Annotated in this window: 12 protein-coding genes; 7 read left to right on the forward strand and 5 right to left on the reverse strand. The window is 47.7% G+C overall.

The window, feature by feature from the left end; all coding sequences use genetic code 11:
• Window positions 1-122 precede the first annotated feature (122 nt).
• A complete protein-coding gene (locus C161_RS17750) occupies window positions 123-1013 on the reverse strand; it encodes a diacylglycerol/lipid kinase family protein (RefSeq protein WP_036611691.1) in 891 nt (296 codons plus the stop codon).
• 380 nt (window positions 1014-1393) lie between these two features.
• On the opposite strand from C161_RS17750, the gene C161_RS17755 reads away from it, so the two are divergent.
• The 3 genes from C161_RS17755 to C161_RS17765 all read left to right on the forward strand — a co-directional run bounded on the left by C161_RS17755 (window position 1394) and on the right by C161_RS17765 (window position 6036).
• Window positions 1394-2911 carry a leucine-rich repeat domain-containing protein gene (locus tag C161_RS17755; protein WP_051449794.1) on the forward strand — a complete coding sequence of 506 codons (1518 nt, stop codon included), beginning with the start codon at window positions 1394-1396 and terminating at the stop codon, window positions 2909-2911.
• A gap of 311 nt (window positions 2912-3222) precedes the next feature.
• Window positions 3223-4563 (forward strand): glycoside hydrolase family 30 protein, encoded by a 1341-nt coding sequence (locus tag C161_RS17760; RefSeq protein ID WP_036671765.1) that lies wholly within the window; start codon window positions 3223-3225, stop codon window positions 4561-4563.
• Window positions 4564-4875: 312 nt separating this feature from the next.
• A complete protein-coding gene (locus tag C161_RS17765) occupies window positions 4876-6036 on the forward strand; it encodes an MFS transporter (RefSeq protein WP_036671768.1) in 1161 nt (386 codons plus the stop codon).
• A gap of 137 nt (window positions 6037-6173) precedes the next feature.
• Here C161_RS17765 and C161_RS17770 read toward each other — a convergent pair whose 3' ends face one another.
• The gene (locus C161_RS17770; protein WP_036611704.1) at window positions 6174-7136 is read right to left on the reverse strand and encodes an endo-1,4-beta-xylanase; all 963 of its coding nucleotides are present in this window, start codon (window positions 7134-7136) and stop codon (window positions 6174-6176) included.
• A gap of 425 nt (window positions 7137-7561) precedes the next feature.
• Between C161_RS17770 and C161_RS17775 the strand changes: the two genes are divergently transcribed.
• On the forward strand, window positions 7562-9691 hold the full coding sequence (locus C161_RS17775) for a 5'-nucleotidase C-terminal domain-containing protein (RefSeq protein WP_442789434.1): 2130 nt from the start codon (window positions 7562-7564) through the stop codon (window positions 9689-9691).
• Between the two features lie 150 nt (window positions 9692-9841).
• Here C161_RS17775 and C161_RS17780 read toward each other — a convergent pair whose 3' ends face one another.
• Complete coding sequence (locus tag C161_RS17780) at window positions 9842-10780, reverse strand: macrolide 2'-phosphotransferase (protein ID WP_036671772.1); 939 nt, start codon at window positions 10778-10780, stop codon at window positions 9842-9844.
• Between the two features lie 434 nt (window positions 10781-11214).
• On the opposite strand from C161_RS17780, the gene C161_RS17785 reads away from it, so the two are divergent.
• Both C161_RS17785 and C161_RS17790 read left to right on the forward strand, forming a co-directional pair.
• On the forward strand, window positions 11215-11571 hold the full coding sequence (locus C161_RS17785; RefSeq protein WP_036671774.1) for a hypothetical protein: 357 nt from the start codon (window positions 11215-11217) through the stop codon (window positions 11569-11571).
• A gap of 223 nt (window positions 11572-11794) precedes the next feature.
• Window positions 11795-13240, forward strand: coding sequence for a DEAD/DEAH box helicase (locus tag C161_RS17790; protein WP_036671776.1), 1446 nt, complete (start codon window positions 11795-11797; stop codon window positions 13238-13240).
• Window positions 13241-13319: 79 nt separating this feature from the next.
• On the opposite strand, the gene C161_RS17795 is transcribed toward C161_RS17790, so the two are convergent.
• Entirely contained in the window at window positions 13320-14732 is a 1413-nt protein-coding gene (locus C161_RS17795) for a DKNYY domain-containing protein (protein WP_036671779.1), read from the reverse strand.
• A gap of 246 nt (window positions 14733-14978) precedes the next feature.
• On the opposite strand from C161_RS17795, the gene C161_RS17800 reads away from it, so the two are divergent.
• Window positions 14979-16847 carry an AbfB domain-containing protein gene (locus C161_RS17800; RefSeq protein WP_036671780.1) on the forward strand — a complete coding sequence of 623 codons (1869 nt, stop codon included), beginning with the start codon at window positions 14979-14981 and terminating at the stop codon, window positions 16845-16847.
• 257 nt (window positions 16848-17104) lie between these two features.
• On the opposite strand, the gene C161_RS17805 is transcribed toward C161_RS17800, so the two are convergent.
• Window positions 17105-24160 (reverse strand): InlB B-repeat-containing protein, encoded by a 7056-nt coding sequence (locus C161_RS17805; protein ID WP_235193853.1) that lies wholly within the window; start codon window positions 24158-24160, stop codon window positions 17105-17107.
• Between the last annotated feature and the right edge of the window lie 466 nt (window positions 24161-24626).

Below are 24626 nucleotides of genomic sequence, written 5' to 3' on the forward strand. Positions count from 1 at the left end.
TTATCGTGTATCTTACCTTTGATTGTGACATATATCTGCAATCGGTTTCAATAGCTTTATCCTACATTCATATGGAGAAATGATAGGTTCTTCATTCCAGCCTATAGATCCAAAAGAATAAACTATACTTCTTCCGGTATAATGACCTCAATATGCCTTGGCAGGACACGGATATGAATCGGCAGGGCAGGACCTTCTTCCCCATCTACATTAGTGCGAATGGCTTCGTCTGAGCGAACATGAACTTCTTTGGCTGTAAAATAGTCCACGTCCTTATGGTCTTTCAGACTACCAAATAACAGGGAGGTGCCCAGGGTCAGACTGTTGAACACACTGATATTACGAACAACAAAACAATGTATCAGACCATCGTCCACCTCTGCATCCGGGGACAACTTCTCGAATCCTCCGACCGAGTTGGTCAGCGCCGCCAGAAAAAGTGGCGATTCCCCCTCCCAGAGCTGTCCGTCATATTCGATGGTTAGATGATTGGCTGGTGTATTCACCAGGTCTTTCAAGCCTTCTTTGAGATATGCGAATGATCCCAACTTCGACTTTTCTTCCGAGGATACGGAGAACAAAGCTTCTGCCAAAGAACCTGCAGCCACAACGTTGGCAAACAGGCGATCATTGATTTTCCCCAGATCCACGATATGGGTCTGATTCGAACGTAACTGCCTAATGGCTTCTTCCGGGTCAAGCGAGATATTCAGCGCACGCGCAAAATCATTCACCGTACCTAGCGGTATAACGCCTAATCGGGGACGATGATCCTGATCCATCATGCCGTTAATCGTCTCATGCAGCGTACCGTCGCCTCCGATGGAGATGACCAGATCACAGCCGTCTTTGCAGGCGCTCAGACAGTAGTTGGTGGCATCACCTTCCCCGGCCGTCTCATTAACCACCACCTCATACTGCTGTGACTCCAGAATTTCTCTGACTTGGGACACATACTGCTCGGCCTCTTCCTTACCTGACGATGGATTACTAATGATCATGGCTTGGCGCATACTCACATCTTCCCCTCCAAATTGGCATCTTTACTTCATCTTTACCCTTTTCAAGGGTGGGTTGAATAGGGTCTGCGGGAGATGTTTTATTTTTTTTGATAAACATGTCTCTGAAGAGTGCAGAGCAGGGTTTGTTTCATATAGAATAGAAGTAGAGAAATACCCATTACGAAATTCCTTGTTCCTTTTTCCCGTTGACGGGTTAATAACTATAGATGTGCTTTGAGCCGAACCTGTATATGTTAAACTCTTCAATTCACACTGAACACTCCGTGGGCAGAACAACCTTCCGGTCGCTGTTATCGTGTAGATACTATACTTAACTAACTCAATCTGTTCGGATTATTTTATAATTCTAAAAATCGGAGGGAATGCATGCAATGAGAAGAATGACGCTATTATTTCTAGTATTCATCCTGAGTCTCGGGGCATCGGGGCAAGCCATGGCTTACACAACTACGGACTTGGGCGAGGGAATCATTGAAGATCCCGCTTTGGAGGACGGACTGAAGTTAATTCTGAACAAACCTCTGGATATGCCATTAACTTCAACGGATCTGGAGCAGCTTGAGGTGGTAGATCTGAGCAATGCAGGTATTCACAGCCTGTCCGGTCTCGAATATGCAACCAATCTGACTCACCTCCGATTATATGGGAATGAGATTGAGGATCTCACACCGCTGAAGCACCTAACCCAGCTTCGCGAGATCGATGTTCGCAATAATTACATTACATCCATAGACGCACTTACTGAATTAAAAGACTTGGGACGGCTGTATATCAGCAACAATTCCATTTCTTCCATAGAGGTTGTACGTGGGTTCAACCGATTACATACGTTCCACGCCAGTGGTAACCAGATTGCCAGTATTGCGGCCCTCTCGGATGCGGATGCACTGAAGTGGCTTGAGATTTCGAACAATACCATTAGCGATCTGACACCACTCATGGGTAAAACACGGCTCCAACAACTCAATGTAGCGAATAACCAGATTCAGACGCTGGACGTACTGGCTGAATTGCCAAATACACTGCGGAATCTGAATGTGGCAGGTAATCAAATCACGGATCTGACACCACTGGAGCATATGACACGCCTTCGGACACTTGATATCTCTGGTAACCAAGTACAGCATCTCAAGGGGCTTGAGGAACTGACTGGGCTGACAGAGCTGAATGCAGAGTCCAATCAGATCTATGATCTGGAACCTTTACGGCAACTTTCCAGCCTGGACGTGTTGAAATTATCCAACAACCGGGTGTGGGATCTGACACCGATCGCAGGTTTTACGTTTACCCGTGATCAGTCAGCGACAAATGTTATACAGGATATCTCGGCGTCTACCTCGTTATCCTCGGGTATTCAGACGTCTGTCTCAGAGGTTGAGCCTGCCGGACTCACGGTGCAGAACAATTATCTGGATGTTGTGAGTGGCAGTCATACTATGCAGCTTCTGAATCGGATGAATGTGCGGGAGCAGAAACGAACGCCCCAGGGCAGCTTTCAGCGTCTAATCGAAGGGTCTACCACCGCCTATGTTGGGGATCGTGCTTACGCACTGGATGCTGCACCTTTTATCGATGAAGGCCGGACCTATGTGCCTCTGCGTTTTGTCTCGGAGCAGTTAAACGCCCGTGTGAACTGGAACAGCGGTACGCGCGAAGCTGTGATCACACAGAATGATAAGACCATCCGCTGGAGCGTGGGTAACAAACAAGTTGTCGTGAATGATACACTTGCGATCAATGATGCTCCTCTTCTGATGAAAGATGGTAAAGCTTTTGTACCGGTTCGCTTCATCTCGGAGCAATTCAATACCTCTGTTGGTTACATCGGAAGCAGCAAAACGATTCTGATTTTTGAAAATAAACAGCTTGGTGAGAGTGTACAGCCTTAAGTTGTGTCCCACGTTCATTTACAGCCATAAGAGAATATGAGAAACATAGCGCAAGTCCCCGTCTGAACAATCAGCGGGGATTTTTGTTGTGCCATGACAGTTTTGCTATGACATTGGATAATGGTATATGGACATCGCCAATCTCAAGCAAATACAGCATACCATCTGTCTGTGCGGACATGAACTTGTGACACTCTATCTTGGATTAGGGCAAATTTTACACGGTTTAGCCTATCTTCTTTTGCCGCGGGAGTTGGTATACTGAACTTAATATATAGGACAGCTGAAGTTCAAGCGAGGGGGAAATTCATATGACATTCACATTCACTGGTTATTCAACAACCCAAGGTAACTCATGGAAAGAGTTATCTTATGTATCGACAAATGAAAGCGCTAACTTAAAACTCACGGGTGAAGATCACCAGCTTGTGGAAGGGTTTGGTGGCTGTTTCAACGAGCTTGGTTATATGGCTCTGTCTCACTTGAATGAGGAGCAGCGCCATGAGGTATTTCACTCTCTCTTCCATCCGGAGGGCGAGCACAAGTTTAACATCTGTCGCCTGCCGATCGGCGCAAGTGATTATGCAGAGCAGTGGTATAGCCACAACGAGGTGGACGGCGACGTGGCCATGGAACATTTTTCGATCAATCGTGATTTCAAATATCTGATTCCTTACATCAAGGAAGCTCTAAGTTATAACCCGAACCTGCAATTCTTCGCCTCCCCATGGAGTCCGCCAACGTGGATGAAGTCGCCCAAAGCCTATAACTATGGGGCACTGCGCTGGGAGAAAGATATTCTGGAGGCCTACGCCCTGTATTTCGTAAAGTTTGTACAGGCTTACCGTGACGCAGGCATTACGATCCATCAGGTGCATGTGCAGAACGAAGTGATTGCAGATCAGAAGTTCCCTTCCTGCATGTGGACAGGCGAGCAACTTCGTGAGTTTATTGCCGATTATCTGGGCCCGGTTTTTGACCAACACGGTCTGGATACGGAAATCTGGCTGGGAACGATCAACGCCCCTGATCCATGGGAGGAATTAATCAAGAAAAAAACAAATGACTTCGATGAGTACGCCGGGCTTGTCCTGAGTGATCCAAAGGCCTATTCCTATATCAAAGGTGTTGGGTATCAATGGGCTGGAAAAAATGCCATTCAACGTACCTCAGCGAGTTATCCGGAGCTACGTTATATGCAGACTGAGAACGAATGCGGTGATGGCAACAACTCATGGAACTATGCCAAATATGTATATAACCTCTACCAGCACTACTTCAGCAACGGAGTGAACGCGTACATCTACTGGAACATGGTTCTGGAACCCAAAGGCCGCAGCACATGGGGCTGGGAGCAGAACTCCATGATCACTGTAGATCCGGACAATAGGGAGGTTACTCGGAACCCCGAGTATTATGTGATGAAACACTTCGCGCATCATATTGTTCCTGGTGCTCGAAGAGTCGGCCTGTCTGGCGCATGGAGCGGGAAATCCGTTGCTTTCCGCAACCCGGATAACAGTCTCGTGATTGTCATCAACAATCCATTCCAGGACCGTCGTGACCTGTATCTAACCCTTGAAGAAGGACAGACCCTACACATGGAGCTGGAAGCCGATTCATTCAACAGCATGGTTATTCAACCGAAATAACTAATCCAACACATCGTTAAAAACGCGGATATCAATAGCGTCAGGCCCCAAGAATTCCCCGGGCCGTCGCTATTTTTTTATGGGCCAGACCATGCTTATTGTCAGCATGATTACTCCTGTAGAACACAAGCAGAAGACGACTTAAAGATATGATGTTTCACTTTTTATATTTACAAATCTATAAATCTAGATATAATGTAATCCAGAGAACTTACTCTCATGTCCATCATATTATAGGAGGCAAGGCAGGCTCATTTCAGCATATTATATCTACTTTTCTGTATATTTAAATTTAATGGAGGTACGCTTTGCATGAAATCACAACAGGTCAATCCACTCCTTATCTTGATGCTGGCACTCGGGGTATTCGGGATTATTACAACAGAAATGGGAATCGTGGGGGTACTTCCTCAGGTTGCGCATAAATTCGGCATCTCGGCTGCACAGGCAGGTTGGCTGGTCAGTATATTTGCGCTGGTTGTAGCCATAGCAGGCCCTTTTCTCACCTTGCTGGCATCCGGGATGAATCGCAAAATTATCCTTTTAGCCGCTGTGCTGATGTTTGCCATTTCAAACGTGGTCTATGCCTACGCCACAACATTTGATACCATGCTTATCTTCCGTATCATTCCCGCGTTATTCCATCCCGTCTTCTTTTCCGTAGCCCTGGTCACCAGTGCCCAACTCGTACCAGCAGAGAAAAGCAGTCAGGCCGTCGCCAAAGTATTCACCGGAGTTACCGCGGGCTTTGCCTTTGGCGTGCCACTCACATCGTATCTTGCTGAACGCCTATCCCTCGAAATCGCCTTCCTGTTTGGAGCGATGGTCAGTGTGGTCGCTTTGATCGGCATATGGATCTGGCTACCCTCGATGCCCGTGAAGGAAAAGATGTCCTATGGCCAGCAGCTCGGTATTCTGCGCAAACCTGGATTATGGCTGAATGTTGCCGCAGTCATTTTTATATTCGCCGCCATGTTCTCCGTGTACAGCTATTTCGCCGAGTATCTTGGACAGGTCACCCACATGAGCGGATCATGGATCAGTGTCATGCTGACCGTCTTTGGTGTCGTCATGATCATCGGAAATTTGGGGTTTGGACAGTTTCTGCGTAAGAGCGTGGTCCGAACTGTCCTCATGTTCCCCCTGCTGTATGTAGCAGCTTACGCACTCGTCTATTGGGCCGGTCCTCACTTCATGTGGATGGTTATTGTAGTCATCCTCTGGGCATCCGTGCATTCAGGAGGATTAATTGTAAGCCAAACCTGGTTAACCGCTGAAGCGCAGGACGCGCCTGAATTCGGCAACAGCTTGTATGTATCCTTTTCCAACCTCGGTATTACCCTGGGTACTGCTATCGGCGGATGGTTCATCGCAAACCTGGGAATACATCAACTGATCTGGAGCGGAATGATATTTGCGCTGATCGCTTTTGTCTTGATTTGGATTAAAATTAAATGTTTCCCTGCACCATAAATTGCCGAACACTGTTGAGACAAAGCATTAACACAAAAAGCGCCATGTTCCCATGCTTAACATGTGGAACAGGCGCTATTTGGTGTTATATGATTACCGGATTTACAAAGGATGCTCCGACTCGTCAAAACGCACGCTTAAGGATTGTTCGCCAGGTAATTTCTCAGCCATTGCATAGCCGGACGTTCTGTACCGTTGCTATTGACCAAGTGAGAGCCAGCCTGCCAGGTTTGATTCTGGTTGTAACCCCACAGCGTCACACCTTTAACAGCAGAGTGTTTCCACAGCACAGGGAATTTCTGCTGATAACGTTGCAATTGTGTATTATCGTCACCTGTCATATCCAGCTCGGATACATAGATTGGTAGCCCTGTAGCCGCAAGCTTGTTCAGTACCGTGTTCATTGTGTTCACAGAAACGTTGTCCATATTGAAGTAATGCGCCTGGATTCCAATACCATCAACTAGACCTCTGTTTTTCAAAAGGTTGATAATCTGGATATATTGGTCCGCTTTAGCAGGATCACCGATAATACCATATTCATTAATTAACAATTTAGAGTTAGGGAAGGCTTGTCTCGCCTGTTGGAATGACCAGATAACCCAATCCCAACCCGTTGCCCCATCTCCACCAATAGCATTGCGATAGGATGGTTTCGCATGCAGAGGTTCATTCACCACATCAACGAAGGCAGACTTCGAATACCGCTGTCCTGCGGCTTTAATCCATTGTGTCACTTCAGCCTTCTGATCTGCGGCTGAGAGACTGTTAATCCAATTTGGCTGTTGATTTCCCCATACGAGCGTATGGAACTTGAACGGAAATCCGTTGTTGTTAGCATAGTTGTAGGCCATGTCCGCCTGGCCCCAGTTCATCACGTTGCGTGTGCCTTCAACAGCATCCCACTTGGTAGAGTTCTCCGGAGTTACCTGATTCCAATATGGACTAAAATTCGAAGGAACCTGGTTGGCAATAATATTGCCCAGAAATTTGCTACCTTTCGCCAGACCAGCGCTCACACTACCAACCGCAACAGAAGCAGCGAGAATCCCTACCAATGCCAGTGAGCCGACTGTTTTGAACCACTTAGACTTAATCAATGATTTTCCTCCTTAGTATTCTTTTTTGTGAAGCGCTTACAAACATCATTTTACTGGATAATTTTGGTTTTTAACACCTGTCAAATTATAGTATTTTATTGCAAAAAAATAGATTTAAATGCTTTTTCTGAAGTTATTCATAGATTCACTCTCTTAAATCCAACATAACTCTTACATTGGAGTTTACATTCACCAGATGTTTATCTAGTATGAAATGATACATATCTTTACACACACTAGATAACAAGGGAGATTACAACATGCGCAAAATTTCAACGAAACGTTTCGCCGGATGGCCTTTATCTTTCCTCTTATGTGCCTCCATTTTGTTCGCCCCGTTTGCTTCCACTCCGGTTCAGGCTGCTGAGGCAGACAAGGAGACCAAGATTACGTTGCTGGGTACATCGGATATACATGGTCGATTCATGCCGTGGGACTATGCTCTGGACGGTCCAAACCCAACCGGTAGCATGACACAGCTCTACACCATTGTGAAAAAAGTCCGTGCGGAGAATCCCAATACGATCCTGCTGGATGCAGGAGACATGATTCAGGATAACTCGGCTGAGTTGTTCAATGATCAACCTCAATCTCCCATGATGGTTGCAATGAACGAAATGAAATATGACGCATGGGTTATGGGTAACCATGAGTTTAACTTTGGACTGGACGTACTGGAGAAGATCTCTTCCCAATTCAATGGACAGCCTCTCGTGGGTAACATTTTCAAAGAAAACGGCGACCGCTACATGCCTGCCTATACGATTATCGAGAAAGACGGAATCAAAGTGGGTGTTATCGGAATGAACACACCTATGATTACCGAGTTTGAGAAAGGTACAGATCACCTGGACGGCATCATCGTCAAAGATCCTGTGGAAGAGACCAAAAAGGCCATTGCTGAGCTGAAAGGCAAAGTCGATGTCATGGTTGGACTCATGCATATGGGATTGGATAACGAGAACGGTAATCCGGGAACCGGAGTGACGGATATCGCCAACGCCAACCCGGAGCTGGCTGCCATTTTTGCCGGACACATGCATACTTTGATTGAATCCCAAACGGTTAACGGCGTATTGATCTCCGAACCGAATAAATATGGCTCACATATTTCACGAATCGATCTGACATTTGAAAAAGACGGCGACAAAGTTGTGCTGAAAAGCAAAGAAGCTCAAGCACTCGCTGTAAAAGCAGCAGACGGAACATATGAAGTCTCCGATCCTGCGCTGGAAGAGACTTTGCACCCATTCCACGAGTTCGCTCGTGCCGATGCCAACATTGAAGTGGCTGAACTGAAAGGAACAAACCTGGTGCCTGCCGATGAAATTAAGGGTATCCCTGCGGTGCAGATCCAGGAAACACCTTTGTCTGACTTTTTCACAGAAGTGATGTTGCATTACAGTGATGCCGATGTGGTCGCGCACCAGATTGATAACGACAAGGCCAAGCTGGATGTAGGTCCAATCAAGAAAAAGGATATTGCGTTCAACTACCAATACACCTTTGGTGAAGTGACCGTATATGAAGTAACCGGACGCGATCTAATGGATTATATGGAGTGGTCTGCGGGGTACTTCAACTCCACACGCCCGGGTGATGTGACCGTCAGCTTTGATCCGAAACGACGTGCTTCCAAATACAGCACCGATGATTTCTTCGGCGGCGTAACGTATGAGATTGACCTGACCAAACCATACGGTAATCGGATTACAAATCTCAAGTACAGCAATGGGTCAGTGGTCAAAGAAGATGATACGCTGAAACTTGGCATGAACGCCTATCGAATGGAAGCGCTGATTGCCAAAGGTGGTGCCATGGAAGGGCGTAAGTTCAAGCAACTCTGGTCCTCCAAGGATGCCTCGGCATTTGGTGAGATTCAAGGCACGATTCGCAACCTGTCCATCGCCTATCTGAAAGATGTCATGAAAGGTGTCTACGAACCGAAGATTCAACACAACTGGAAAATCACTGGCGTAGACCTGACTGCACCGGAACGTGTAGATGTGGTGGAGTTAGTTAACGATGGCATCATGTCTGTGCCAACAACGGAAGATGGCAAGTACACCAACATTGCCTCCATTAACATTTTAGATGCAGTGACTCAAGAAGAGATTGATACATTATCTGCCAAAGCAGGTGTGAATGCAGCACAATTTGCAGGCGTGAAAACCAAGGGAGCGTTCTATCAACAGCTGAACAAAGCTCGCAAATCGTCAGGCAATGGCGAGGGAGCAACTACTCCTACACCTGAGAAGCCGACAACGCCAACAGTACCAAAACCAACACCAACTCCAGGCACGCCGAAACCTGGTAAACCATCCACACCAAGCACTGGTAAACCGGGAACTGTCATCAAAGGCAAACAAGCCAAGGTTACTGCGGCTTACCTGAACGTACGCGCTGGCGCTTCATCCAAAGCGAAGGTCGTTGCTGCGGTACCAAAGGGCACCCTGCTTGAGGTGATCAGTACAGACAAATATGGCTGGGTAAAAGTGAAGCTGGATGGACGTGTAGCATTTGTATACGGGAAATACGTGAGTATTTTGAAATAGGTAAAATCGTGACGCACCACGCTTAACGAAAAACAAAAGGGCGATTCTCCCATGGAACTCATGGTCGGGATCGCCCTTTGTTATGTTAAGGAGCCGTTATGCGAGAGTACGTGCCATAACGGGTGAACGAATTATATATACCTTTAATACTCAACCTCTCTTCACATCCCAATTCGCAAGCATGCCTCTCGCCATCTCCATGTCCGACTCCTTCCCCGTAATTAGTGCAAACTTGGCAACAATTGCAGGATAGGCTGCCCACTGCTCCCGAATATGCTCCAGCATCTGGGGCCATGTTCTTCCCCCTGCCTTCTCATAACGACTCAAAAGCTCACGCAGCCCATCCTCCTGAAAGAGTGCGTAGTAGATGACAAAGTCCTTACCCGGATCTGCAATCTCCGCTTCCGTCCAATCAATAAGTCCAGTTACTCGCTGGGCATCATCGACAATAATATGCGGCGGATGCAGATCACCATGGATGAACGCCGAGTGCTGAGGCCAATAGCTATTTATAGAAAGCCATACCGTCCAGCGTTCAACCAACTTGGTTGGCACCGTAAAATTCTGCTTAATCTCCTCTATATTGGCTGCAAATTCTTTGCGAGCTTCCATAGGTGTCTTGATCCGCACTCCACCTTTCTTCGCCTTGTCGGGATCGATGTTATGCAGTGTGGCGAGAGTCGTAGCTAGTGAATCCAGGAATGTATCAGATAAGCCCTCCTGAGTGAATCGCCATACATACCCTCCCCCTGCGGGATCCACAACTGCGATCGGATCACCTTCAAGTAAAGGATAAGCTATCAACTCTGGCGTGAAGATCCTCCAATCCGGTACTTGTGCGGGTATATTTCCTCGGACCACATCCAGCACCTTGTGCTCATTCTCGGCTCGCTCCCATACGTCTTCGCGTCGCGGCTGGCGCAGAACCCATCTGCGGCCTTCTTCATCCGTGGCGAATGCTACACGAAAATCCATCCCCGACTCGTTGATCTCTAAGGATTGCTCAACGATAAGAAGTCCGTTCTGTTTTGCTAAAGATAATAGTTCCTTTTGAATTGCCAAATTCTCATTCAAGTTCGGTTTTGACATATCAGGTACTCCCCTTTTCCTTGATAAAATAAAAAACACAGACATGTTCGCCTGTGCAGTTCATTTCGGATGTTGGCATACCTGAATGCTCACAAAAAAATAGTAGTACATCAAAGAACCACTTCAAAGAGTGATTCTTTCACGACGACTAGCGGCATACGTGTAAAATGGCAAACCGATCCCGATGAACTGCACACAGGCAGTAAACAGCAAGCGTAAACAGACGTTTTTCGCCACACTATCTCAATCGGGAAAAATTTTGCACACGTATCCCTCCGTTCAGTAAGTTACCCATATGCTAACATATTCCAAATTTCAGTTCCAGACTGAATCAAATGATTTTGGTTCTTTTTATTGATATACAGGAACTTCGTCGCCTCAGGTAACGTCCATAGTTATAGATGCATTAAAAAGGATGAGAGGTGAGTAACCCAATGTCCATTGCACGAAGGTTATCCTTACTACCAGTCATCATGCTCCTGTTAACCCTTGGATGTGCAGAGAAGTCCGTAGAACAAGGGAAAGAGAAGCCACATGTGCGAGGAATTATTACGGATTTTGAGGAAGAAAGAGGTCAGGTACTCATAGAGAATAAAGAGGATCACGGTGTTGATTCTGGACCGATTTGGGTCTCTCTCAGCAAGGACGCCGAACTCATCATCGAAGAAGAGATTGTCACCGTCTCTTTGGATGAGACACTCGTTGGTCGAAGTGCAGAGGTGTGGAGCAATGGAGTTATTGCTCAATCTTACCCTCCCCAAACCAAGGCTGTAAAAATGGTCATTCATTAACACCAAGCAAAATACGCCGATACATTTCGTTTCACGTGGAACGTTATGATACACATACGAATAGCAACAAACGTTGCTCCCTCAAATCAGGAATTATGAAAACAATTTACACACTTGAAGCATTTACTCCGTTAGCCTGCCTGCATATAGAGTATAATGAAGAGGTATACGATAAATGTACGGTGCAATAATTGTACAAAAACTAACGCAAAAGAGGTAAACGATGAGCGAGCAACAATTTAAAGATTATGGACTTGGTGAAGAGATCGTAAAAGCACTGGACAGTCTGGGCTATGAGACACCAACCGAGGTTCAAACCAAAGTTATTCCGGTAGCACTAGAGAATCAGGATCTTGTGGTCAAATCACAGACAGGTAGTGGTAAAACAGCTGCTTACGGCATTCCACTTTGCGAGCTGGTGGATTGGAATGAGAATAAGCCACAGGCTTTGATTCTTACACCAACCCGGGAACTAGCTTTGCAGGTTAACGAAGATATTACGAATATCGGCCGCTTTAAGCGTATTAAAGCAACCGCACTATACGGACAGTCCCCTTTTCATATCCAAAAAGCAGAGTTAAAACAAAGAACACACGTGGCTGTTGGTACACCAGGTCGGGTACTGGATCATATCGAACGCGGCACGCTGCCACTCGAACGGATTGCCTATCTCGTCATTGACGAGGCGGATGAGATGTTGAATATGGGCTTTATTGAGACAGTACAGTCCATCATTCAGAAACTGCCGCAGGAGCGCGTAACGATGTTGTTCTCCGCTACGTTCCCTGAAGATGTAGCCAAGCTGTCACGCAAATACATGAACAAACCGGTGGAGATTGAGATCAAGGCAAGTGGACTGACAACAGCCACGATTGAACATGCTGTGATTAACATACCAGAGGTGAACAAAACCGCACTGCTTCAAGACTTGTTCATTGTGGAAAATCCGGATAGCTGCATTGTGTTCTGCCGTACGCAGGAGAATGTGGATAAACTGTTCCGGGTTATGGCTGACCTTGACTACCCAGCAGATCGTATCCATGGTGGTATGGAGCAGGATGAGCGGATCGAAGTGATGAACGCATTCAGACGGGGACAATTCCGCTATCTGATCGCGACGGATGTAGCCGCACGTGGTATTGATATCACGAATATTACCCATGTCATCAACTACGATATTCCTTTGGAAAAAGAGGGATATGTTCACCGTACAGGCCGTACGGGTCGCGCAGGCAAAACAGGTAAAGCCATTACGTTGATTACACCGAAAGATGGCAGACGTCTCGCCGAGATTGAATCCTATATTGGATTCGAAATCCCTGTTGTGAAAGCACCTTCCGAAGAAGCTGTAGATCGCCGCAGAGAAGATTTTGAGAAGCGATTGAAGATTGTACCTGAACGCAAAAAGGACAAGCGTGAACAGTTGAACCAACAGATCATGAAGCTGAACTTCAACGGAGGCAAGAAGAAGAAACTTCGTGCCGTTGACTTTGTAGGTACCATCGCCAAGCTTGAAGGGGTTACAGCAGACGATATCGGGATCATTACGATTCAGGATAATGTGACGGATGTAGAGATCCTGAACGGCAAAGGCCCTCTCGTACTGGAGCTCATGCAAAACATAACGATCAAAAAGATGCAGCTTAAGGTTCGCAAAGGTCATAAATAGTTTGCTAAACACGGTCAAATAACTAGAAATTCAAACAGGGATAGTGGACTCTTTTCTAAGTCTACCATCCCTTTTTTCATTACCTCTTCTTTTTCCGCACTGTACCGCCTTCCACCGTATACCGAAATAGCACATCTTCGGCGCCCCCGATATCATCCGTAACCATAAACGTCGCTGCATCTCCCGACTTATAAACCCCACCCGTCACAAAGCTGAACACCACACGGTCGTCTTTGCCCCAATATTGATTCAGCATGACAAATGTACTTCCGTTGATACCTTTTACCGTACGGTTGCCATTGGCATTATACAGACCCTTCTGGTCCATTGCCCAACTCTGGGGATCAGCATCGAATAGATGTGTAAAGCTGACTCGATCGATATGTTTATTTGGTTTACCCCATAGATACACACGATTGGCATCCACCGCCCAACTGCCGGAAGGCGTTATTAACTCAAACGTCGCTGCATCTGCCCCCTTGATGATCTGAAGCACATCGTCAGGATGACCGAAGGGCTGACTTGTCCGAATAACCTCGGCACGATACACATGTTGCTGATCCTTGGAAAGTCCAAGATGCTCCGTCCCGGCAAACGCTACAAATTGCCGAGCATCTGCCTCGTCGACACGGTAACCGTTGTAATACACGTGTTTGCCATCACGACCAAAAGGCCCACCTAGCGGCTGGAACGTATCCGGGTCTGCTCCTTTTACAGTACGCCACTGAAAATAAACACGTTCCCGGTCCCGTGCAAACTGCTCGTCCAGCGGTTCAAAGGTAGACCTGTCCGCTCCACGAACAAGGTTAAGCACGCCCTTCGCTTCTCGACGATACGTACCGCCCCATTCTGTTCTATAAAAAATGGACGACGCCGTCTCATACCAGTTCCCTGTAATCTGCGTATGGCCCTCTACACTGTGGGCATAATGCACATTCCACCAGCCAGGTACATCGGGATGATGTTCTTGCAGCCACGCCCTCACCTCATCCTTTTTCCCATTCGCATAACGAAGAGAGCTGGACAGATGGAACAGATGGTCCTTGTCGGTGCAATAGTCGTGATGAGCAATCACAGAGTTCGTATCGATATCCTCAAATAGATGAAAATGAGTGCTGCTCTTTACATATAAATAACGTTGGTCCTGAGCAAAGTAGGGCGTATCCGGCAATAGCCGAAAGCTGTCCGGATCTGAGTCAGGCACGGCCTGATCTTCCAGATAGACATACTGAGAGTCGCAGCAGTAATCTTCATCGATCACACGAAAAGCTTCCGTATCCCGACTGAACAAACTCGCCTTGTTCTTGCGAGCATTGAACCACCATATTCCCTGATGATCACGCAGATAGGCGAAGGTCAACCATCCCTTTTGATACGTAGAGATGACTTCAAAATCCTGAGCAGTAATGCCTCCCTTAATCGGAGCGCTGGTTCCATCTTCTTCATTTTGCAATATCACTTGAAGGTCTTCATCTACAATAAACTTGTCCATGATGGTTCCCCCTCCAGATCTGTTGTAACAATTAGTCTATCCTCATTTTAACGTGTGCACCTGATCCTCTCTACATCATCGTACTTGATATTTAGGAACATTACCTCCGCTCTCACCGCTCAGCCCCATTGAAATGCCGGTTTGTTCAGCAATGGATGGATTGTTCACTTGAAAAAGAGTCTGACCCAACTAAAATATAAATGAGAGCGCTTCATTTAATTTAATATCTTTCGGGAGGTGTATGTAATGGGTAACAGGAAAGCTCTCTGGTTTCTGGTCTTCGCACTCACGTTCACCCTGTTTGGACTTCATCCTGAACGAACAAGCGCAGCAAGTGTCACGATAACCAACGGTACCGACTGGCTCGATACCGCAGGCAACCCCATCCATGCGAACAGCGGCAACATTCTGCAGGTAGGCTCGACGTATTATCTGTACGGTGAACATGCAGTGGGTGGCAGGTTCGACAGAGTGAACGTCTACACCTCCACCGATCTGAAGAACTGGACTTTCAGCAACGCCATCCTGACGAAAGATTCCGCAACCGAGCTGGCCTCCAGTAAGATCGAACGCCCCAAAGTCATCTATAACGCCTCCACCAATCAGTATGTGCTCTGGGCACACTATGAGAACGGTACAGACTACAACCTCGGGCGTGTAGCGGTCGCAACAAGCAATACCCCGAATGGCAAATTCACCTATGAGGGCAGCTTCCGCCCGCTGAATTATGAATCCCGTGACATGACCGTCTTTGTTGATACAGATGGCACAGGTTATCTGGTTACTGCTTCACGCAAAAATGGCGGTGCCAATGATACGATGGCTATTTTTAAAATGAATGCAAGTTACACCGGAATACAGTCCTTCGAGGGCTGGCTGTTCGAGAACGCCTACCGTGAAGCACCTACTGTTGTGAAAAAAGGAAACCGTTACTACCTCTTCACCTCTCAAGCCGCTGGCTGGTATCCGAATCAGGGCGCTTATGCTACAGCAACTTCCATGACGGGTCCATGGGCTGCGCTTACGCCATATGGCAATCCATCTGCCTTTGGTTCGCAGATTCACGATATTGCCACGATTACAGGCAGCAACACCACATCCTTAATCTACATGGCGGATCGCTGGAATCCGATGAACCTCGGAGAGCACAAACATATCTGGCTGCCACTAACCTTGAATGATTCGAACGGAACAGCATCACTGGAATGGTATACCACATGGAATATTGATGCAGTAACAGGTGTAGTAACACCGCCTGCTCTCGTCAATCATGCACAAGGCAAAACAGCTACCGCCAGCTCCACAGCCTCCGGCTCGTCTGCATCCAACGTCAATGATGGCAACTACCAGACTTCATGGGTGGCTTCCTCCAATAGCTGGCCTGCCTGGTGGCAGGTGGACTTCGGCGCACCGAAGACGATCACCGAGATCGACACGTCCTGGTTTATGTATAAAGGTTCCGAAGGATACTACAAATACAAAATTGAAATTAGCAACGATGGAGTTAATTACTCCACTTTGGATCGCACCAATAATCTGACCTATGGCTTCACCACGGATGCCGTGCATTTCACTGCCCGTTATGTACGGATCAATATGGTGAACGCCGTCTTGTGGAATAATCCGGGGAACTGGTACACCCCAACCCTGCACGAGGTCAAAATGTTGGGTCCTGCAACACCAGAAGCCACAGGGTTCAGCCAGTTCAGTTCACACAACGTTCCGGATCGATACATCCGTCATGCCAATTACACCGCTCGCGTGGATGCCAACGTCTCCCCTGTTCTGGATTCCCAGTTCCGCGTCGTACCGGGTCTTGTCAGCTCCACAGGAATCTCGCTTGAGTCCATTAACTTCCCAGGCTACTTTCTGAAGCGTAATGCCAGCAACAAAATTGTACTTGAAGCTTACGCCAACACCGCCGCCTATAAGGGAGATGCTACGTTCCTAAGCAGTCCTGGTTGGGCTGATAGCACCAAAGTATCCCTTCAATCGTATAGTCAGCCCGGCTATTACATCCGGCATTATGATTACGTGTTACAGCTCGATACCATCAATGCATCTAGCAGCTCGACGGTGAAGAGTGACGCTACGTTTGGGCGAACCAATTTCTAAGCAAAATAATTGGAGTTGAGGATGAGTCATCTACATCTGCAATTTAAATCTCGGGAAAGGCCGTTTTTTCAGGGTTCAAAACTGATTAACCCACCGAGGTAAAAGTCTAATACCCATTCTGGAGGAAATCTGCAAATGGGGTGTGCATAACGTCCCAGAGACACAAACGCTGCATGAAATATAGTGAATTACGGAATATATGCAAAAAAGCCTACTCCGATGGGAGTAGGCTCTTCTGCCAGTCTGATCTATCCAAGTTATTTGAAATTAGGATCAAACTTCATCACGTTCATTTTACCTTGTTCCTTATAACTCACATAGATGTTATCGGTGCTGTCTATGGTGATGTCTAGCTGAAGAACATCACCAGCGGAGAATCCGGCAGACCCTACGGGTCTCCAATCCAAATTCTCGTATTTCATCACAGTCACCCTGTTGCCATTTGCAGCATCTCGATAAGCAACGTAAGGCGTTCCTTCGCTGTCAAAGGCCATATCTATGCTTCCTTCTTGAGATGAACCGACCAAGAATTCGGGAGTACTCACCTTCTCCCATGCTGTATCTTCTGACGGAATGGTGTGCGGATATTTCCACATTTCAACAACGTTGGAGCTGCTGAGATAGATCATATAAGGTACGCCAGATGGATCAAGCGCGGATGCAGCATCCATATTCGCAGTTATTAGATATGCTTTACGATCCAATTGTTTCCATGATCCATCTACCAAGCTATATCCTGTTGCCACAGGGGTACCAGTTAACCTGAATGGAGCAAATAAATACATGCCGTTGTTTGGTAATGGTGCGAGGAAGGCTCTTAGACCTGCGAATGCCTCTAGTCTCGCTTCTTGTTTCCATCCACTACCTTCATGATAACTCCATGACATAAGCATTGACGGTTCCGCAGCATTACCGGCCAAAATACCTCTAAACATCAGAAAAGGATTATCATCCTTATCGAAGGTAATGAAGAAGCTATCATTAACTTTATCCACTTTTCTGCTCGTCTTTCCATCATTCCAACTGAAATCAGAGATAGTAGATACTGGTCTCCACCACTTATGTTCATCATTATAATTCTTAAAGCTTACTTTACCTGAGCTATTCTTATAAGCAACATAAAGCTTGTCCTTACTGTCTATTCCGAGCGATATAGCTGAGCTCCCTAATCCTCCCGCTTTTTCAAGATCGCTTTGATTGCCAAAGGACTGCCACTTGCCTCCCTTAAATTGCATCACAAACACTTCGTAATTGTCCTTTATATAAGCCACGTAAGGAGTTCCTTGACTGTCGAAGATGACATTGGACTTACTATTCAAGTCCAACAAGTCACCTACTTGCAGCCACGATGTCATCGTCCACTTCGCGTACAGGGTGATGTTTGACGTCACCGGCGTCATGAAGTCGTAGGCGATCTCCAGATCGCGATCGCTGTACCAACCTTCAAATCGATACCCTGCCCACTTCAGCGCAGCAGGTGCCACAGCTTTGTCGCCAGTAACCACCGTCTGACTACCTACTGCTGCTCCACCGTTACTGTCAAAGTCCACCGTGCGGCTGTTAAATGTCCACTTCGCGTACAGCGTGAGGTTACCCGTCACCGATGTCGTGAAGCTGTAGGCTTCATTCAGTCCAGCGTCGCTGTACCAACCATTAAACACGTAACCGTCCCTCGTCGGTACGGCAGGCTCCGTAGCATTACCGCCGGTTTGCATATTCTGTTCAGCCACCAGTGATCCGCCGTTACTGTTGAAGGTGACCGTATATATAGCCGTCCACTTCGCGTACAATGTGAGGTTATTCATCACAGGTGTCATGAAGCTGTAAGATTCATTCAGACCAGCATCGCTATACCAGCCTTCAAATACATGCCCTGCACGGGTCGGTGCGTCAGGAACTACTGCCGTGTCACCTTCACTCACGGACTGACTGCTCACCGACGATCCGTTGTTACTGTTGAAGCTCACTGTGTAGCTGTTCTTTGTCCACTTCCCGTACAGCATCACATTGGCCATTACACCTTCTGTGAAACCATAAGGTATCATCAATTCGCTATCGCTATACCAGCCATCGAACGTATACCCTTCCAGCATCGGAGCGCCAGGAGCAGTAGCCACGGCACCTTCATTCACAGTCTGTTCTGTGACCAACGATCCGCCGTTACTCTCGAAAGTTACAGTGTAGGTAATCGGTACATATACCGTCCACTTCGCGTACAATGTCAGGTCTCCCGTAACCACCATAGTCGTGAAATTGTAGGCGTTCATTAGCTCACTATCGCTGTACCAGCCGCTAAACACATAGCCGTCTTTCGTCGGAGGGGCAGGAGCCATAGCCTTGACGCCTTCATTCACTGTTTGGGCATCTACTACCGACCCTTCATTACTCTCGAAGCTTATCGTGTAAGGGATCAGCCACTTCGCATACAGTGTGAGATCCGCCGTCACCGCTGTAGCGAAGTCGTAAGCATTCGTCAACGTGTTATCACTGTACCAACCGCCGAATACATAACCATCTTTCGTCGGTTCAGTCGGCGTACTAATCGTGGCGCCAAACCCTACAGTCTGAGCCGGCACTTCTTCGGACCCACCGTTACTGTCGAAATTTACAGTGTAGTCGTTAATTGCCCACTGAGCGGTAAACTGGACATCTTCAGCAGGCATCGTGGTCGGAGGCGTTGGCGACCAACCCGTAAAGCTATATCCCTGCCATGTCGGAGTGCCTAGACGCAACAGCATCGTCGCTCCGAAAGGAACATTATCCGTTTTATTTGTTGCCCCAGAACCGTTATAATCAACCGTCATTTGGTATACATCACGCTTATAATATACCTTCAACGCCGTTTTGCCGTTGCTCGTGATTAGATCCGTCAGTGCCGAAATGCTGTCGTCCCGCACGAAGCCATCATAGGATCTCGGCTTGACATCCGCCAAATTCGCCTCGGTACCCGTAACTCCACGATACGATTCCGTATCTGCAACCGTATAGGTGTCACTTCCGATATTTTGCAGCAAGTACACGACCTGATAAGGCGTACCCTCTCTCCCCGTCCACTTCGCTGTATACGTAGTATCCTCAATCGGCATTGTACTTGGAGCTTCTGGCGACCAACCGGCAAACGTATATCCCTGCCTTGTCGGCACAGGTATACGAGCAGCAATGTTCTTGCCAACGGCTTCCGTTAGCGAGATTTGGGGCGCACCGGCATAACCCCCAACGAAGGTCATCTTTCGATTCTCCGGATAGTAATTAACTCTTACGACTGTCGAGCCGTCTCCCTTGATTAATACGCCGCTTACCGTTCCGGTCGCATAGCCCTGCTCCTTAAACCTGTCGGAGCTGATTCGAATCTCTGTGTCCGTTGTTCCAGTCCTATTTTCAGTATCCACAGGCGGAGCCTGTATTCTGCTGTTCGGGTCTAGCACATAATACTCAACCGTATACGGCGTATTCTTGTTCGCAATCCAGTGCGCGTACAGTTTCCGATCCTCCGCAGCCATTCGGTTCGGAATCGTGATCTTCGTGCCGCCGGAAGCGGCCGTATACCAGCCGTCAAAGGTGTATCCTGGATATACCGGGGTGACCACACTGATTGGCGCGTTATAAGGAGCCGCCACAACCTGGGTCACTCCGCTGTTCTGTGGATCCAGCTGAAGGATGTAGTCACCCACTCTGGCAAGCCAGCTTAACTGAATCGTACGCTTGAGTGGCTCGGACATGAACGACGCCGGTGCCCCCTTCCAGGTGATAACCAGATTGCCATCACTCACCTGAATGTTCTTGTCCACCACTTCAATCATCCCGTTTGCTGCGTCATACTTGAAGTTTGGATTGTCCACCTGAATATCGAAATTCGAGCGATCATACGCCTGTTCATCCGTATCGCCTGTCTTCAAATCAAAGGTATTCATCGTGACCCACAACTCCGGTACAGCGATGGATGACGCAGAACCCGCCATGTTCACTTTGAGCGACTTATCCTGTGGATAGGCGAAGTCGTAGACGTTCTGTTCTTCTCCAATCGTATACAGTGGCCACTCTTCATCGACCAGCTCCACTCCACCTGAGAGCGCTCCATCTCCTAATTGAGCGCCGAGTTCGACCTCCAAATAGATCCCAATCTCGACGAACAGGGCACCTAAAGACTTCGTGGTCTTCACCCCGCTAATATTTTTCAATTGATAATAGAAGTAGCCCCAAAGATTCACATACACACCGGGTTCTACAGCAAGCCCGATACTATTCAACTTGACGCTTCCAATCCCCGCTTTGACCTCCATATGAATACCAGCTCGTAAACCGATCGTCCCCATCACATAGAAGGTAAATTGGTAATCTCCGTCTCCCGGCAAGCTGACCGTATTGCTCGAACCACTGAAACTCAATACGCGCAAGCTAACCGAGTAGCGCTTCGCCATCTTATAGTAGAAATCTGCCCCCACCGTCAGGTTCACCTGGGCGCTGACCACAAACTCCGCTTCAAATTTGACTTCCACAATACCTAAAGCCACGCGTACGCTCTTTTCAAAAAGCTCTTTCTTGATTAACGGAACCCACTCCGTGTCTTGCTCCAACATCTCTTGATACTTTTCCTTCAACGATTCCGCATCTACGGCAGTATCCTGCACACCCGCCATTACCGCTTTAATCTGTGTCGCAATGTTCTGAACCTTTCCCAACCTGCCAGCGTTCTTCTCGCCCACCCAGTCATTCAGTGCATCATTTAACTTATCGTGTTCAACGAGAGCTATCTCTGCCGTGATGTTCATCCCGGTATAGCTATAAGCATCCAGATTCGCCGTAATTACATAATCATCAATGCTGTACCAGTAAGGAATCCCCCACTTTTTCAGCCAGTGCCCTTTCATATCCCCATTGATACCGAGGTCCAGGCTCATCTCCTGCACGAATGTACCCGTCATATGGATGACAAGATCGCTGTCTTCATTGATATTGACAACAATATCGGCACCCACTTGTAATGTAACGCTTACGCCTGAGGTTCGGCCGTCAATATTCTTCAGCCTCGTGCCGAGTGAAGCAAAAACGGTCAGATTCTCCACACTTACCCGGCTCCCTTTACTGGACGCTAGGGAGGACTGAGCCTTGATCTCCTGAATTTCCTTCGTCTCCATGGCGATGTCAGACAGATAATCCGCGGCTTCATTGACGAATCCGCTGTCTCTCGCTTGCTGCTCAATTTGCTCTTCGAGCTGTGCAATCTGTTCTTCCGAAAACAGATCGTCGCCGTCAATTGCTTGCTTCTGATAGATGTTGAAGGCATTTTCAATATCTTCAATGGTGGCATCTTCATACGTAATTACGTCCATCTCCGCCTCAGGCGTAATCGACGTAATACGTCCATAACCCATGATCTCAATACCTTCTTGATCGAATTGTCCATCATAAAAACCAATAAAGTCGCCCACATCAACAGTGGTCAGCTCATCCAAACCAAAGGGCTTGTACAGGCTGTCACTGTAGTTCATGGCAGTGTGCTCAACCGTGATGGAATGGTTATTGGGAATTCCATCCTTATCTGCTTCTATGCTCACCGGTAGAACATCCGGCTTGAACAACACTTGATTGGCATCTGCGTGATCATAAGTGTAGACACTTCCATCTACCGCCGTGATCTGGACATAGGCCACATCACCATCGTCTTCACCAGTCGTTTCGACTGTGCGCAGTTTGGGACTAACTCCCTCATAGATGGCTACGGTATCACCGACTTGAATTACCGTGCCAGTGCTTCCGGTGTACTTGAACGTTCCACTACTCGCATTCACTTCGGCGAGTGCATTTTCGCCACCTACCGTCGTAGTAACGACTGAAATCGCGGGTGAATCGACATCTGCTCCATTTATCACCATATCCGTGACATCCGTGAACGGAATGTAGATCATATTCGGATTGAGTGGAACATTCATGACTTCTTGTTTAGCAACGCTAAATACATAAATACTTGTCGTCGCGTCTTGGCCTTGGAAGGACAAGCTGTCATCCGTCAACGTAAGTTGATATGTGTTACCTTCAACGAACTTGCCGTTTTCGGCTGCTGACGATACCGTGAAAACTCCGTTCCCGCCAGAGACGGTAACCCCTTCGAATTCGGGATTCGCCGTATCCACGAAGTTCATCCCCTCTTTGACCTGGGATTCCGTTAGACTGCCCGATGAATCCTGCACCTTAATGGTGAAGTTCGGCGCGACATCCAGTACCGAATAGCTTGGTACGCTCTGTACTGCACGATCTATGCTATCCGTATACTTTGCATACAACTTTGTATCCGCGTTCAGGGTGCTGCCGCTTGCGAAGATGAGTGAAAGATCACTATCCGCAAACCACCCTTGGAATATATATCCTTCTTTTGTTGGAGCAGGTAGATTATTTAGCACCTGGCCTTTTCGTACCGTCTGCGCAGCAACTGCCGTGCCTCCGTTGCTCTCAAACGTGAGCGTATACGCAGTGGAACCCGTGCCTGGGTTACCTCCGTTATCTCCAGGCGTTCCGCCACCACTATTACCGCCGGTTGTTGGTGTCACCGGCGATGTCGGTGTTGGTGTTGGAGTAGGCGTCACCGGCGTTTGATTCTGATTTTTCCACGCCTCTACAACCGCGTTGTTGCGCATGAAGAGAACCGCTGCTTCCGCGCGAGTCGCTTGTGCACGCGGATTGAAGTTCCCCTTTTCGTCCCCGGTGAACACACCGGCTTGCCACAGCTTGATGACCGCGTCAGCCGCCCAAGGCGATACATCCCCGAGATCGCCCGGCTCTGTCGTGACCGGATTCTCGGTCTGATAAGGGATCTGTTCGCTTTCGAAATACCGCAACGTCATCGTCGCCATTTGCTCCCGAGATACGGTAGCATCCGGCGAATATTTCCGATCCCCCGTGCCATCGGTAATTCCCTTCTTAACCGCCCATTCGACATATGGCGCATACCAGCTGCCCGCCTGTACATCGGCAAAGCTCGAAGTGGAGTACGCCCCGGCATCGACTCCCGCCATCCGTCCAAGTGCCGTTACATACATGGCACGTGTCATTGTCCCCTTAGGAGAGAAGCTACTCGCGTTCGTTCCGCTGAATATGCCCTTCTCCTGCACATGGACGACTGCATCATAGAACCAGTCGGTGGGACTCACATCCTGGAATCCAGTAGATGTGGTTACTTTTGTCATCTGCATCGGCAGTTCAGCCGCTACTGCCGATTGCGCTGGTAATAGGGGCACGGCAGAAACTACTAAGCTGATCACCAGCATCCACATCAGGATCTGCCGGCTCACCTTCCATCCCTGTCTTACTTTCTTCACTTTCATTCATCCCTTCTATGTATAGATCAAACTAAAAAAGACCTTCCAAAATTGGTTTCTAATCAAGCTAATCAACAAAGCCAGACTAATAGCGGATACCACTGACCCAGATCGGGATCATTGGTTTCCTGCGAGTCAGTTCGCTCGACACGTGGAGATCAAGCGAGGAAAAACTTTACATACAGAAATGGAATTGTCCTAGCTGCGGCGTTCAGCACATTCAGAACATCAACGTCAGCTCAAACATCCGACTGAAGAGATCCGACTGCTTTAAGGTACGATAATGCCAACTTTACAGATTGAATTCGTTCACCGACCTTCCTGATCAGTCGCAGTCGAATTGTGACACCGACACAGCAAATTATGTCGTTTTTTCTTCCGTATTTTATCATGCGAGATAGGGGCGCTTGTGAATTATAAAGAAAACTTTAAGTAAGCAACTACTCGCAAGTGAGAACATCAATGA

Origin of the sequence: Paenibacillus sp. FSL R5-192, from assembly GCF_000517845.1 — a bacterium.
Taxonomy (GTDB): domain Bacteria; phylum Bacillota; class Bacilli; order Paenibacillales; family Paenibacillaceae; genus Paenibacillus; species Paenibacillus amylolyticus.

What these genes read in the sequence shown, in the direction of transcription:
- C161_RS17750 (WP_036611691.1), bottom strand. Translation starts at nt 1,013, where the DNA reads ATGCGCCAAGCCATGATCATTAGTAATCCATCGTCAGGTAAGGAAGAG.
- C161_RS17755 (WP_051449794.1), top strand. Translation starts at nt 1,394, where the DNA reads ATGAGAAGAATGACGCTATTATTTCTAGTATTCATCCTGAGTCTCGGG.
- C161_RS17760 (WP_036671765.1), top strand. Translation starts at nt 3,223, where the DNA reads ATGACATTCACATTCACTGGTTATTCAACAACCCAAGGTAACTCATGG.
- C161_RS17765 (WP_036671768.1), top strand. Translation starts at nt 4,876, where the DNA reads ATGAAATCACAACAGGTCAATCCACTCCTTATCTTGATGCTGGCACTC.
- C161_RS17775 (WP_442789434.1), top strand. Translation starts at nt 7,562, where the DNA reads ATGCCGTGGGACTATGCTCTGGACGGTCCAAACCCAACCGGTAGCATG.
- C161_RS17780 (WP_036671772.1), bottom strand. Translation starts at nt 10,780, where the DNA reads ATGTCAAAACCGAACTTGAATGAGAATTTGGCAATTCAAAAGGAACTA.
- C161_RS17785 (WP_036671774.1), top strand. Translation starts at nt 11,215, where the DNA reads ATGTCCATTGCACGAAGGTTATCCTTACTACCAGTCATCATGCTCCTG.
- C161_RS17790 (WP_036671776.1), top strand. Translation starts at nt 11,795, where the DNA reads ATGAGCGAGCAACAATTTAAAGATTATGGACTTGGTGAAGAGATCGTA.
- C161_RS17795 (WP_036671779.1), bottom strand. Translation starts at nt 14,732, where the DNA reads ATGGACAAGTTTATTGTAGATGAAGACCTTCAAGTGATATTGCAAAAT.
- C161_RS17800 (WP_036671780.1), top strand. Translation starts at nt 14,979, where the DNA reads ATGGGTAACAGGAAAGCTCTCTGGTTTCTGGTCTTCGCACTCACGTTC.